Origin of the sequence: Actinomadura scrupuli (assembly GCF_050971785.1) — a bacterium.
GTDB lineage: Bacteria > Actinomycetota > Actinomycetes > Streptosporangiales > Streptosporangiaceae > Actinomadura_E > Actinomadura_E scrupuli.
The window spans coordinates 59,753-73,446 of the sequence record NZ_JBPCCU010000002.1 but is presented as its reverse complement, the minus strand read 5'-3'; the positions used below and the strand labels follow the sequence as shown (position 1 = coordinate 73,446).

Below are 13,694 nucleotides of genomic sequence, written 5' to 3'. Positions count from 1 at the left end.
GATCACCGCGGTCGGCCGACGTCAGGAGCGATCACCCGGGATGGGGGCGATCGTTCCCTTTCCGCCATCGTGGCAGACATCACACCTCTCCCGCGAGATCTGTGGTGTCCCTACCCGGATCCCCGCACCTGGCACCTTGCCGTTCAACGACATAGCTTCGACTCAGGAGTGTCGTCGACGGAGTGCGAAGGAGACGCCTGATGGACGACCCGCATTTCACCCTGCAGGGCATGCTGATCGATGGCGAGTGGGTGCCCGCCGGCGAGCACGGAATGGCCGAGGTCCGCGCCCCCTACGACGGTGGGCTGGTCGCCCGGGTGCCCGCCGGAGGCAGGCGCGAGGTCGAACGCGCCGTCCACGCGGCACGGGAGGCGCTGAGGCGGGACGACTTCTCCCGGGCCGACCGGATCAGGGTGCTGGAACAGACCGCGGCGGCCCTCAACGACCGGCAGGACCACTTCGCCCGGGCCATCGCCCTCGAGTCCGCGAAACCGCTCAAAACCGCCCGGGTGGAGGCCTCCCGTGCGGTGGAGACGTTCGCGTTCGCGGCCGCCGAGGCCCGCCGGTTCGCGGGTGACATGGTGCCGATGGACGCGAGCGCCGCCGGGGCGGGCAAGACCGCGTTCACGCTGAAGGTCCCGGTCGGGGTGGTGGCGGCGATCTCGCCGTTCAACTTCCCGCTCAACCTGGTCGCGCACAAGCTGGCTCCGGCCCTGGCCGCAGGCTGCCCGGTGGTCCTCAAGCCCGCCTCGCAGACCCCGGTCTCGGCGCTCCTGCTCGCCGAGCTGCTGCAGGGCCTCGGGGTGCCGAGGGGCTGGCTCAACGTGGTGACCGGCGGTGGATCGGTCGTCGGCGACGCCCTCGCCACCCATGACGATGTGGCATATATCACCTTCACCGGCTCCTCCGAAGTGGGCTGGGCGATGGCCGCCAAGGCCGCGCGCAAGAAGGTACGGCTCGAACTCGGCTCCAACTCGCCGCTGATCGTGGACGCGCCCGGCGACTGGCGGACGGCGGCGGCCAAGGCCGGTGTCGCCGGGTTCTCGCACGCGGGGCAGTCCTGCATCTCCACGCAGCGGATCTACGTGCACGAGGACGTGGCCGACGAGTTCATCGAGTCACTGGTGACCAAGGTCGAGAGGCTGGTCGTCGGCGACCCCATGGACGCGCGGACCGACGTGTCCTCGCTGATCTCGGCGCAGGACACCGACCGGGTGAAGGAGTGGATCGACGAGGCCGTCGCCGCCGGGGCCAAACTGCTCTGTGGCGGCGAGGTCGACGACCACGGCGTGCTCAGGCCCACCGTGGTGGAGGGCACGACCCCGGCCGTACGGCTGCAGAGCGAGGAGGTCTTCGGCCCGGTCGTCACGGTCAACCGCTACCGCGACTTCGACGAGGCCCTCGCCCTGGCCAACGACTCCCGGTACGGGCTGCAGGCGGGGGTGTTCACCGACGAGGTCGGCAAGGCGCTCAAGGCCGCCAGAACGCTGGAGTTCGGCGGGGTGCTGATCAACGACGTGCCCACCTCGCGGGCCGACCAGCAGCCCTACGGCGGCGTCAAGGACTCCGGCAACACCCGGGAGGGCCCGGCGTACGCCATCGAGGAGATGACCGAGCTGCGCCTGATCTCCCTCCAGCCCTGACCACCCACCACCCGCCCACCGGCCCACCGCCCACCCCTCCGTGATCATGCAATCAATCGACGAACGATTGCATGATCACGGAGGGGTGGGTTTGGGCTTGGGGTCAGTCGCGGGAGAGTACGCGGGTGGCGCCGGCGGCGACGGTCAGGCCGAGGACGAAGCCGGCGGCCACCAGCAGGTCCGAGATCCACTGGGAGACGCCCTTGGGGGCGAACAGCCCCTCCTGGCCGAGTGAGCCGACCGGCAGCAGCAGGTCCAGCGTGTAGAGGATCGCGTTGAAGTGCGGGTTCTGGCCGGTGTCCAGCCGCGCGGGTGGCGAGAGGTAGAAGTAGAGGCTGCCGGCCGCCGCCAGCGCGATCAGCCACATGGCGGCGCGGAACGGCCGGTAGCCGTAACCGACCGTCACGTCCTGCATCAGCCCCCAGAACTTCCGCGGCGTGGTCTGGATGGCCCGGCGGTCGCGCTGCTTGGCCAGCAGCACCGACCGGCCTTCGACGTCGAGCCCGATCGAGCGGTAGCACTGGGCGAGCCGCTCGTACGGCTGCGGCTGGTAGCCGTCGGTGTCGCGGTGCAGCCAGTCGAGGCGCTGCCGGGCGGTCAGCGGGGGGTCGAGGGTCTCGTAGGACAGCCCGTCCAGCTGCATCCGGGACGGCCAGGTGGCGGGGTCGTCGCGGAGCAGGCCGATCTTCGCGTACGCCAGCTCGACGACCCCGTTGATCTGCTCGGACGGGCGCAGCAGGAGCTCCTCGGCCTGCAGCCGCTGCAGGCTCAGTGCCACCCCGTCGTGCTCCGGCGCCGCGGAGTTCGAGGAGTTCGAGGAGTTCGACAGCCGGGCGCCCTGGAAGCTGAGCTGCCCGCCGATCCGCGCTCCGGAGAAGCTCACCGCCCCGGTGGAGTCGAACCCGTCGGAGCAGTAGACATCGGTCTCCACGGCCAGATCATCGGCGTTCAGCGCGGTGTTCTTCGGGTGGCTGAGGACGGCGCCGACCAGGGACAGGTACCCGCCGACCCGGGCTCCGCGCAGCCTGATCTCGCCCTGGGCGGTGAATCCGCCGTCGCAGAACACGTTGGCGGCCACCTGGAGCCGGCTGGCGTACAGCGCGGCGCCGGACGGATTGCGCAGCTTGGCGCCCCGGAAGATCAGCTGGCCGCCGACGGTGGCGCCCGGCAGGCGTACCTCCCCGTCGGCGGTGAAGCCGGTGTCGCAGTAGACGTTGGCGTCCACGTTCAGCCGGTCGCCCAGCAGCGCGTCCCCGCCGGGATTGGACAGCTGGGCGGCGCTCAGGTTGAGGATGCCGGTGATGTGCGCGCCGTCCAGCCACAGGCCGCCCTGGATGCGGCTGCCCTCCAGCCAGAGGTGCCCGTCGATGCGCGCCCCGGAGGCGACCAGGCCGGGCAGCCGGCAGCGCATGATGTGCACGCTGTGCAGGCGCGCCCAGTACAGATGCGGTGCCTCGTCGAACGAGCACCCGGTCAGCGCCAGCGGCACGGTCACGTCCGCGTGCCCCAGGTTGAGCGACCCCACGATGCGCGCCCCGGTCAGCCGTACGGCCGCGACCTGCCCGGGCTCGGCGCTCTGGGCGCCGAGCAGCAGGGCCACCAGCACCTCGGCCCGGATCACCCGGTCCGAGCCCCAGCGGTCGGACTGGGCGGGGTCGTCGAAGGCCGCGTTTCCGCTGGACAGGTCGACCGACTCGCCATGGCTGAACGCTTCCCACAGGGTGCGCTCGGCCTGGGACAGATCCTCGCTGCGCATGTGGGGGGTCTCTCTCTCGGGTGTACGGGCGGCCATGGGGCGTGGGGCGGCCATCGGCAGGACACGAGTCTGTGCACATGTATATCGGCCCCGGGCGGTTTTAGGGTTGTGGGGCCCGGTGCCGTACGCTTCGATGCCGTACGAGAATCCGCTGATCAGCAAGGGGGCGGGCCGTGGCACGCGTTGTCGTCGATGTCATGCTCAAGCCGGAGATCTCCGATGCGCAGGGGCAGGCCATCGCCAGGAAGCTGCCACAGATGGGCTTCGAGGGGATCACGGGAGTACGGCAGGGCAAGCGATTCGAGATCGAACTGGAAGGTCACGCGGACGAGGCCGCACTGGAGCGGGTCCGGAAGATCGCAGGGACGCTGCTCGCCAATCCGGTGATCGAGACCTTCGAGTTGCGCGTCGAATAATTCCCCCGGCAGGCGCTTCGCGAGGCCGGTTGGTCCGTTCCATCCGGCCGGGACCTCGGGTGACGAATAAACCGATCAGCTCTGTGGCCACTTGAGCGCCGAGAGTTCACTACGGGGCCGGTCACTCTAACGATTACGGAAGATTCACCGGGGGAAGTGATAGCTCCGTCGGTGTTTTCCAAGGGCCGCGGTCGGACAGCTCTCCGATTCGGGGGTCGGTCAACAGAGAGGGTGGCCGGTGGACATGAAGTTCTCGCTCACACTGCCTCGCGAAGCGTTGAGCATTCCGGTGATTCGCCGGGTGCTCGGGGACGCGCTGCGCGGTCTGGGAGTGTCGGAGGACTGCGTCGCGGACATTCTTGTCGCCACTTCCGAAGCCTGCACCAATGTCGTCCAGCATGCGGAGACGACCAAGGAATATGAAGTCATCGCCGTTATCGACGGTGATGGGTGTGTGTTGAAGGTCGTGGATATGGGACAGGGTTTCCACGAGGTGGCCGACGCGCGGGCCCATTGGGACGCGGAGTCCGGCCGGGGGATCTCGATCATGCGGGCCCTGGTGGACGAGGTGAGCTTCGACACCCGGATGGACGAAGGCACGGCTGTATACCTCCACAAGCAGCTGACCTGGGAGGACGAAGCGCTGATCCGGCGTCTCGAGCGCGAACTGGTGCATAGCGCCAGCTAAAATCGGGGTAACACGGGGCCCTCATCGATGCGCGGCCCCGTCGTCTCGCGCTCCGCGGACGCATAGTGAGGCCTCATCGCCGAGTTCCGGATCAACCGAGTTCAGACGAACACCGTCGGAGGAACACCACATGAACGCTGCCCGGGTGGGCGTCATCACCTTTCCAGGGTCGCTGGATGACCGTGACGCGGTGCGGGCCGTCCGGCTGGCCGGTGCCGAGCCCGTGTCGATCTGGCACGCGGACCACGACCTGCGGGGGGTCGACGCCGTCATCCTGCCCGGTGGCTTCTCCTACGGCGACTACCTCCGCTGCGGTGCCATCGCGCGGTTCGCGCCGATCATGGAGCAGCTGGTGCCCGCGGCGAAGGACGGGCTCCCGGTGCTCGGCATCTGCAACGGGTTCCAGATCCTCTGCGAGTCCCATCTGCTGCCGGGCGCGCTCAGCCGCAACAGCAGCCTGCACTTCGTCTGCCGCGACCAGCGGCTGCGGATCGACAACGCCGAGACGGTCTGGACCTCGCAGTACCACCAGGGCCAGGAGATCGTCGTGCCGCTGAAGAGCGGCGAGGGCGGCTATGTCGCCGCGCCGGAGACCCTGGCGCTGCTGGAGGAGGAGGGCCGGATCGTCGCCCGTTATCTCGACGTCAACCCCAACGGCTCGCTCAACGACATCGCCGGCATCACCAACGAGGCCGGCAACGTGGTCGGGCTGATGCCCCATCCCGAGCACGCTGTGGAATCCCTGACCGGGCCCACCACGGACGGGCTCGGTTTCTTCACTTCGATCGTCAAAAGGCTGGTCAACGCGTGAACGTAGAAGTTCCGGGGGGTGTGCGGGGGAGCGAGTCCCGCGCAGGGGACGACACCAAACTGGACGAAACCGAGCTCGAAGAGACCAGGCTGGAATCCGAGCCGGACGAATCCGAGCCCGACGAGAACAAGGCAGAAACCAAGCCGGAAACCAAGCCGGAAAGCAAGCTCGACGAAACCGAGCCGGCCGAAACCGAGCCGGACGCCGTCCGGCACGAGGCCGGGACCGAGGACGCCGGGCCGGACGCCCGGGAGGTCTCCGGGGACGTGCCACCGGAGACCGTGCCGCGGGCCGAGCCGGTCCCCGTCCATGCGACACCCGAGCAGCCCGTACGACCGGTACCGCCGGTCGACTCGGTGGCCGTCGCCGGGCGGACGCCCGGCCAGGCGCTGCCGTACGCCGAGCTCGGCATGAACGATGAGGAGTACCAGCGGGTCCGGGACATCCTGGGCCGCAGGCCCACCACGTCCGAGCTGGCCATCTACTCGGTCATGTGGAGCGAGCACTGCTCCTACAAGAGCTCCAAGGTCCATCTGCGGCAGTTCGCCGACAAGGCCCCCCAGTCCGACGCGCTGCTGGTCGGCATGGGGGAGAACGCCGGGGTCGTCGACGTCGGCGAGGGCTGGGCGGTGACCTTCAAGGTCGAGTCGCACAACCACCCGTCGTACGTCGAGCCCTACCAGGGCGCGGCCACCGGGGTCGGCGGCATCGTCCGGGACATCATCTCGATGGGCGCCCGGCCGGTGGCCGTCATGGACTCGCTGCGGTTCGGCCCCGCGGACGCCCCGGACACCGGCCGGGTGCTGCCGGGCGTCGTGGCGGGGATCGCCGGCTACGGCAACTGCCTGGGCCTGCCCAACATCGGCGGCGAGCTCGTCTTCGACCGCACCTACCTGGCCAACCCGCTGGTCAACGCGCTCTGCATCGGTGTCCTCAAGCACGAGGACATCCAGCTCGCCAAGGCCCCCGGCCCCGGCAACAAAGTGATCCTTTTCGGCTCGCTCACCGGCCCGGACGGCATCGGCGGGGCGTCGGTGCTGGCCAGCGCCACGTTCGACGCCGAGTCGCAGCAGAAGCGGCCGTCGGTGCAGGTCGGCGACCCGTTCATGGAGAAGCTGCTCATCGAGTGCTGCCTGGAGCTGTTCCACGAGGACCTCGTGGTCGGCATCCAGGACCTCGGCGCGGCCGGCGTCTCGTGTGCGACCACCGAGCTGGCCGCGGCCGGCACCGGCGGCATGCACGTCGACCTCAACGCGGTCCCGCTGCGCGACGCCACCCTGCGTCCCGAAGAGATCCTCATGAGCGAGTCGCAGGAACGCATGATGGCGGTGGTCACACCCGGCGACCAGGCCCGGTTCCTGGAGGTCTGCGCCAAGTGGGACATCCCGGCGACCGTCATCGGCGAGGTCACCGACACCGGCCGGCTGGTCATGACCTGGGGCGGCGAGGTCATCGTCGACCTGCCGCCGAAGACCGCCGCGGACGAGGGCCCCGTCTATGAGCGGCCGATCGCCCCGCCGCCCGAGCTCGGTGCGATCCAGGCCGAGACCCCGGGCCGGCTGCACCGGCCGTCCAACGGCGAGGAGCTCCGCAGGACCGTGCTGTGGCTGGCCGCCTCCCCCAACCTCGCCTCCAAAGAGTGGGTGACCTCGCAGTACGACCGGTACGTGCTGGGCAACACCGTGCTGGCCATGCCCGAGGACTCCGGCGTGATCCGGCTCGACGAGGCCCTGCTGGCCCGGGGGGACGAGCCCACCGAGGCCCCGGAGGGCGGCGGCCACCTGGGGGTCGCGCTGTCCCTAGACGGCAACGGGCGCTACACGCGGCTCGATCCGTACGCCGGGGCCCAGCTCGCGCTGTCGGAGGCGTACCGAAACGTCGCCACCACCGGTGCCCGGCCGCTCGCGGTGACCAACTGCCTCAACTTCGGCTCGCCCGAGGACCCGGGTGTCATGTGGGAGTTCTCCCGTGCGGTGGAGGGGCTCGCGGACGCCTGCCAGGCGCTCGGTGTGCCGGTGACCGGCGGAAACGTGAGCTTCTACAACCAGACCGGCACCACGCCGATCAACCCCACGCCGGTCGTCGGCGTGCTGGGCGTGCACGACGACGTACGCCGCCGGGTCTCCATGGCCTTCGCGTCCGAGGGGTCCACGCTGCTGCTGCTCGGCGACACCCGCGAGGAGTTCGGCGGCTCGGAATGGGCGCACGTCGTCTACGCCCACCTGGGCGGGCTCCCGCCGCTGGTGGACCTGCCCGCCGAGGCGGCGCTGGCATCGGTGCTGATCAGCGGTGCCCGGGACGGCCTGCTGGCCGCGGCGCACGACCTGTCCGACGGCGGCCTGTCACAGGCGCTGGTCGAGTCCTGCCTGCGCGGCGGGCTGGGCTGCCGGGTGACGCTGCCGGGGGATCCGTTCGTGACGTTGTTCAGCGAGTCGGTGGCCCGGGCCGTCGTGGCCGTACGGCCCGGCAACGAGAATCGCGTCATCGCCCTCTGCGAGCAGGCCGGGGTGCCGGTGACCCCGCTCGGTGTGGTCGGCGGGGACACGCTGACCGTGCAGGGGGCGGCCGACGGGCAGCCGCTGTTCTCTATCTCGCTGGCCGAGCTCCGTGAGTCCCACGAGGCGACCCTGCCCCGCTACGTCAACTGAGCGAGCCACTGCAGGCTCGCAACGCCCGAAGGCCCGGCCGATCTCCGGCCGGGCCTTCGGGCGTCGTCGGGCTCCCCGGTCAGAAGACCGAGATGTGAACGTGGTCGAAGTGGTTGGCGGTGATGCCGCCGCGGTCCGACATGGCCCGCCAGCCGGGGCTGCGCATGTCGTAGATGCGCTGGCGCCAGATGACGTACTTGACGCCGAGCCGGGAGGCATTGGCGATCACCCAGTTGGCCACCTGGGTGCCGTGCGCGATCCGGTCGGCGCTCGGCATGCTCCCGCCGGTGCTCTCCATGAAGTCGCAGGCACGGCCGGTGCCGTGGTCCTGCGGGTCGCCCGGACGCAGGCAGCCGATCACCGGGAACGGGCCGAACCGGGTGTCGACCTCGCTGCGGACCTTGATCAGCCGGGCGGTGAGCCCGCTCGCCCCGATCAGCGGTGACGACGGCTTGAACTTGTTGATCAGTTGTTGCATCCGGGTCTTCTGGCCCTGCAGGTCCTTGATGTTCTTCTGCAACCCGGCGATCTTGGCCACGGCTTCCTTGCGGGCCTTGTCCTGCTGGTTGATCAGAGACTGGATCTGGTTGACCTTGGCGGCCCGGTTGCGGCTCAGATGGCTGGCCAGGGTGGCGCCGTCCAGGACCCCCGACGGGTCGTCGGTGGACAGCATGGAGACGGTGGGGTCGACGCCGCTGCTGATGTACTGCGAGGCGGCCATCTGCGCGACCAGGACACGGGCGCCGGCCAGATCCTCCTGCAGTGTCCTCGACTTCTTGAGCGCCTGTTCGGCGGCCCACTTGGCATCGCGCAACTGCGCGAAGTCGTCGCCGTACTTCTTCTCCAGCGCCTTGATCTGCTTGGACAGCTTGTCCAATTTGTCAGAATTACCGGGGCTCGCCGCAGCCTGGGGCGTCAGGGCGGAGGGGGTGGTGGCGGCACCGGACGTTGAAGGGACCAGCAGGAACGCGCCGATCAGGGTCAGCAGAACCGCGCCGGCACGGCGTCGTACGGGGGAGCCATGGGGGCACACCTCTGGCTCTTGGGAGGTGGGGGGCTGCACACGCTCTCCTCTCCTCGATGCCTACCGGGTTAGCTGACGGGTTCGGGCCGGAGGCGCCCTACCGCAGCGAGCTGCGGATTCACCCCAGATAACGTTGGGTCCCCGGTTCCCGTGGGGGCGGGATTCGGCTACGCCGATCAGCCTGCCGCCCGGGTGGCGACGAGTCACCGATCGAATAACAGTGAACTGTAAGGAATCATGCTCGACTCGGCCAAGAGTAGCGTCATCGTTATCCCGCCGAGTCCCGATCCACAAGAGTCGGTAGGGTCCAGCCCGATGTCACGTTCCCAGAGCCGGGTTCTCACCCGGGCGGCACTCGACGCTCAGCTGGCCGAGCTCGGCCGTCCGCCGTACGCCGGTCCCGAAACCCCTGCCGCGCTGCGGCGCGGTTCCCTCGACGCGGTGCTGGCCGCGTACGACTCCGGCGCCGAGCCTCACCGCGTCATCGTCAAGGCCGCCGTGCGCTTCCTGCTCGACGTGCTCGTGGCGGCCGCACCGGGCAAATCCGTGGAGGTCCGGGTCCCGCCCTACGCCGCCGTGCAGTGCGTCGAGGGACTGCGGCACACCCGCGGCACCCCGCCGAACGTCGTGGAGATGGACGCGCCGACCTGGCTGGCACTGGCCACCGGCCGGGCGAAATGGGCCGAGGCCCTCTACGACGGGCGGATCCGGGCCAGCGGCTCCCGCGCCGATCTCTCCGCCCACCTGCCGCTCACGCTGCCCTGACCCCGGAGGGTCACCGGGGGCCACCGGCAGGCCAGTGATCAAGCCAATGATCGAGCCATGGGATCGAGCAATGGGATCAAGCCGGGATCGAGCCATGGCGGTCGGGTCCGAAATCGATCGGACACCGTGACCGAATCGGACACCCGTCTTGCCGGGGGAGGTGTGCGGTGTCAGCGTGTGGGAACGAGTGGGGCTTCTCGAGGAGGTGAAGCCATGCTCACGGCGCACTGGACGTTCGACGCCGACACGATCGAGGGCCGGTCGGCGGCCGACTCCACCGGGAGCGGGCTGACGGCGACCCTGGACGGGCCTGTCGCCGTGGTGCCGGGCCGCGGCGGCGGCGGCGCGCTGAGCTTCGACGGCTCGGGCCGGGTGGTCATCCCGGCGGCACCGCAACTGGTGCTGAGCCAGCTGTTCGGCTTCAGCATCGCGTTCTACGTCAACGTCGCGGAACCGCCCACCGGTGAGTGGCGCGGGGTGCTCTACAAGTCGGTCGCCGAGCACGACGCCCGTGGCCTGGGCCTGTGGTTCTATCCCGACGATCTACGGCTGCGGGTCCAGTTGTTCACCGCGAAGGGCCCGGAGTTCGCCGACAGCAGGCGGCTGGAGGTCGGGGTGTGGACGCACGTCGCGCTGGTCGTGGACCCGGACGAGCTGTACGTCTACGTCGACGGTGAGCTGGACACGGCCGTACGGCTCGACCAGCCCGTCGTGACCCCGGCCGGCCCGATGTACCTCGGCAGGGACCCCACGGGGCTGGGCTTCGCGGGGCTCTTCGACGATCTCCGGATGTACGCCACGGCGCTCACCGGCGAGGCCGTACGCGCGCTGCTGGACTGACCGCCGGCCTGACCGCCGGCCTGACCGCCGGCCTGACCGCCGGACCGGCCGCCGGCCTGAACGTCGTGATCGGTCCCGGCGAAGGGGAACTCGCGTTCGATGCACAGCCGCCGGGCGGCGCGGTCCGGATAGCGGGAGACGTCACCGCACTCGGCGGCCCTGCTGAGGAACCAGGAGAGCACGCCCAGCGCGAGCAGCAGGGCCAGCGCGCACACGACGATGCCCACGACCGCCCGGCCGCGGTCCCGGTGGCGGGCCACCCCGAAGATCCCCAGCCCCAGCCCGATCATGGCCGGCAGGGCGCCCAGCCCGACCAGGAGGGCCAGCGGCACCGCCACCGCGCCCAGGACGACCGATGCGGTCCCCATCCCCTGCCGCTGGGGGGGCGTGGTCACGTGGGGCCGGTAGCCGGGCATCGTCGTCATCAAGCACCTCCAAGTGTCGGCTCCCAGGGTTCCGGGTGAAGGCGGGGGCCGGGGGCGGGCGAGGTTCCCGCGTCGGCAAAGGTCTTTTATGGATTGCGCCGATCCGAGCAGGTGAGTGCCCCGCTTAGACTGGTCATGTGCCCCACGGTGACGGACGTCTCAGCCACGACCTCGACCCCTCGGACCTCGGCCCGCAGGATGCCTGCGGGGTGTTCGGCGTATGGGTTCCTCCCGACGAGGCACAGCGCGCGGAGGTCAGCAAGCTCACCTACTTCGGGCTGTACGCCCTGCAGCACCGCGGTCAGGAGTCCGCCGGCATCGCGGTCAGCGACGGCGCCCGGATCGTGGTCTTCAAGGACATGGGCCTGGTCGCCCAGGTGTTCGACGAGTCGGTGCTGAACACCCTGCGCGGGCATGTCGCAGTCGGCCACTGCCGCTACTCCACGACCGGCTCCCCGACCTGGGAGAACGCCCAGCCGACGTTCCGGTCCAACGACGCGGGCAGCCTGGCCCTCACGCACAACGGCAATCTGATCAACACCCCGGAGCTGGCCGCCAAGCTGGCGCCCGGCGAGCTCACCGCCACCAGCGACACCGAGGTCCTCACGGCGCTGCTGGCCACCCGCCCCGGCGGGCCGGCGGCCGCGGCCGCGGAGATCCTGCCGGTCACCCGCGGCGCGTTCTCGCTGGTCTTCATGGACGAGCGGACCCTGTACGCGGCACGCGACCCGGAGGGCATCCGGCCGCTGGTGCTGGGCAGGCTGGAGCGCGGCTGGGTGGTCGCCTCCGAGACCGCCGCCCTGGACATCGTCGGGGCCGTGTTCGTCCGGGAGGTCGAGCCCGGCGAGCTGCTGGCCATCGACGAGGGCGGGGTGCGCTCACAGCGCTTCGCGGACCCCCGTCCCAAGGGCTGCCTGTTCGAGTACGTCTACGTGGCCCGGCCCGACACCTCCATCGCCGGGCGCAGCGTGCAGGCCACCCGGGTTGAGGTGGGCCGGCGGCTGGCGCGCGAGCACCCCGTCGAGGCCGACATGGTCATCCCGACCCCCGAGTCGGGCACCCCGGCCGCGATCGGCTACGCCGAGGCCTCGGGCATCCCCTACGGCCAGGGCTTCGTCAAGAACTCCTACGTGGGCCGGACCTTCATCCAGCCCTCCCAGACCATCCGCCAGCTGGGCATCCGGCTCAAGCTCAACCCGTTGCGCGAGGCCGTCGAGGGCAAGCGCCTGGTCGTCGTGGACGACTCGATCGTGCGCGGCAACACCCAGCGCGCCATCGTCCGCATGCTGCGCGAGGCCGGTGCCGCCGAGGTGCACGTACGGATCTCCAGCCCGCCCGTGGCCTGGCCCTGCTTCTACGGCATCGACTTCGCCACCCGCGCCGAGCTGATCGCCGGCAACCTGTCCGTGGAGGAGATCCGCGTCTCGCTGGGCGCCGACTCCCTCGGCTACATCTCGCTGGACGAGCTGGTCGGGGCCACCCACGTGCCCAAGGACAAGCTCTGCCGGGCCTGCTTCGACGGCGTCTACCCCATCCCCGTCGAGCACGACGCCCGGGGCAAGCACGTCCTCGAAGGGGCCTCGAAGCGGTGAGCCCCGCGAGCAGCCGCGCCGGCACCTACGAGGCCGCGGGGGTCGACATCGCGGCGGGTGAGCGTGCGGTCGAGCTGATGAAGTCCCGGGTCGCGGCGTCCCGGCGGCCCGAGGTCGTCGACGACGCCAGTGGCTTCGCCGGGCTCTTCGACGCCTCGGCCCTGCTGAAATACCGGCGGCCGTTGCTGGCCACCTCGACCGATGGGGTCGGCACCAAGGTCGATCTGGCCCGGCGGCTGGGGATCTACGACACCATCGGCCACGATCTGGTCGGCATGGTGATCGACGACCTGGTGGTCTGCGGTGCCGAGCCGCTGTTCATGACCGACTACATCGCCTGCGGCAAGGTGGTGCCGGAGCGCATCGCCGACCTCGTCGGCGGGATCGCGGCGGCCTGCGTGCTGGCCGGCTGCGCCCTGGTCGGCGGCGAGACGGCCGAGCACCCTGGCCTGCTGGAGCCGGACGAGTTCGACCTCGCGGGCGCCGGCACCGGTGTGGTCGAGGCCGACCGGCTGCTCGGCCCAGACCGGGTGGCCGTGGGCGACGCGGTGCTGGCCCTGGGCTCGTCGGGCATCCACGCCAACGGCTACTCCCTCGTCCGGCACATCCTGCGAAACTCCGGGCTGGCGCTGGAGTCCGAGATCGCCGAGTTCGGCCGGACGGCGGGCGAGGAGCTGCTCACCCCCACCCGGATCTACGCGCTCGACTGCCTGGCCCTGCTCGGGGACGGGCAGGACGTGCACGCCTTCGCCCACATCACCGGAGGGGGGCTCGCGGCCAACCTGGCGCGCTCGCTGCCCGCGACGGCCGACGCGGTGCTGCGGCGCTCGTCCTGGACCCCGCCGCCGGTCTTCTCCGTGCTTCAGGCGCACGGAGAGGTCGCACAGGCCGATATGGACAGGACATTCAACATGGGTGTGGGTATGGCCGCCATTGTGGCTCCTGGGGCCGTTGAGGACGCACTGAAGCTTCTCGCCGCCCGGGGCGTGCCCGCCTGGGTCCTCGGAGAGGTCACCGAGGGCACCGGCACGGCGCGCCTCGTCTGACGCGTCCTGCCTGAAACAGACGGACCTCCGGCACCGATGA

The 13,694-nt window shown here is 70.4% G+C and carries 11 protein-coding genes and 1 riboswitch; of the genes, 9 read left to right on the top strand and 2 right to left on the bottom strand.

The window, feature by feature from the left end:
• The first annotated feature begins 200 nt into the window (after positions 1–200).
• Positions 201–1,643 carry an aldehyde dehydrogenase family protein gene (locus ACRYCC_RS08040; RefSeq protein WP_433809997.1) on the top strand — a complete coding sequence of 481 codons (1,443 nt, stop codon included), beginning with the start codon at positions 201–203 and terminating at the stop codon, positions 1,641–1,643.
• Between the two features lie 103 nt (positions 1,644–1,746).
• Here ACRYCC_RS08040 and ACRYCC_RS08035 read toward each other — a convergent pair whose 3' ends face one another.
• Entirely contained in the window at positions 1,747–3,399 is a 1,653-nt protein-coding gene (locus tag ACRYCC_RS08035) for a hypothetical protein (protein WP_433809996.1), read from the bottom strand.
• A gap of 173 nt (positions 3,400–3,572) precedes the next feature.
• On the opposite strand from ACRYCC_RS08035, the gene purS reads away from it, so the two are divergent.
• From purS to purL, 4 genes are all read left to right on the top strand, one after another.
• Positions 3,573–3,815 carry a phosphoribosylformylglycinamidine synthase subunit PurS gene (gene purS / locus ACRYCC_RS08030; protein ID WP_433809995.1) on the top strand — a complete coding sequence of 81 codons (243 nt, stop codon included), beginning with the start codon at positions 3,573–3,575 and terminating at the stop codon, positions 3,813–3,815.
• A 244-nt stretch (positions 3,816–4,059) separates the two neighbouring features.
• Complete coding sequence (locus ACRYCC_RS08025; protein WP_433812110.1) at positions 4,060–4,503, top strand: ATP-binding protein; 444 nt, start codon at positions 4,060–4,062, stop codon at positions 4,501–4,503.
• A 130-nt stretch (positions 4,504–4,633) separates the two neighbouring features.
• Complete coding sequence (purQ, locus tag ACRYCC_RS08020; protein ID WP_433809994.1) at positions 4,634–5,314, top strand: phosphoribosylformylglycinamidine synthase subunit PurQ; 681 nt, start codon at positions 4,634–4,636, stop codon at positions 5,312–5,314.
• A gap of 410 nt (positions 5,315–5,724) precedes the next feature.
• Positions 5,725–7,962, top strand: coding sequence for a phosphoribosylformylglycinamidine synthase subunit PurL (gene purL / locus ACRYCC_RS08015; RefSeq protein WP_433812108.1), 2,238 nt, complete (start codon positions 5,725–5,727; stop codon positions 7,960–7,962).
• Between the two features lie 79 nt (positions 7,963–8,041).
• Here the strand turns inward: purL and ACRYCC_RS08010 are convergent, their stop codons facing one another.
• Positions 8,042–9,025 (bottom strand): coiled-coil domain-containing protein, encoded by a 984-nt coding sequence (locus ACRYCC_RS08010; RefSeq protein WP_433809993.1) that lies wholly within the window; start codon positions 9,023–9,025, stop codon positions 8,042–8,044.
• A 3-nt stretch (positions 9,026–9,028) separates the two neighbouring features.
• Positions 9,029–9,165, bottom strand: a riboswitch (cyclic di-AMP (ydaO/yuaA leader).
• Positions 9,166–9,301: 136 nt separating this feature from the next.
• Here ACRYCC_RS08010 and ACRYCC_RS08005 point away from each other — a divergent pair.
• The 4 genes from ACRYCC_RS08005 to purM all read left to right on the top strand — a co-directional run bounded on the left by ACRYCC_RS08005 (position 9,302) and on the right by purM (position 13,654).
• Positions 9,302–9,751, top strand: coding sequence for a sterol carrier family protein (locus ACRYCC_RS08005; protein WP_433809992.1), 450 nt, complete (start codon positions 9,302–9,304; stop codon positions 9,749–9,751).
• A 213-nt stretch (positions 9,752–9,964) separates the two neighbouring features.
• Positions 9,965–10,591, top strand: coding sequence for a LamG domain-containing protein (locus ACRYCC_RS08000; protein ID WP_433809991.1), 627 nt, complete (start codon positions 9,965–9,967; stop codon positions 10,589–10,591).
• A gap of 562 nt (positions 10,592–11,153) precedes the next feature.
• On the top strand, positions 11,154–12,608 hold the full coding sequence (gene purF, locus ACRYCC_RS07995; protein ID WP_433809990.1) for an amidophosphoribosyltransferase: 1,455 nt from the start codon (positions 11,154–11,156) through the stop codon (positions 12,606–12,608).
• On the top strand, positions 12,605–13,654 hold the full coding sequence (gene purM / locus ACRYCC_RS07990) for a phosphoribosylformylglycinamidine cyclo-ligase (RefSeq protein WP_433809989.1): 1,050 nt from the start codon (positions 12,605–12,607) through the stop codon (positions 13,652–13,654). Before purF ends, purM begins: the two co-directional genes overlap by 4 nt.
• Positions 13,655–13,694: the final 40 nt, after the last annotated feature.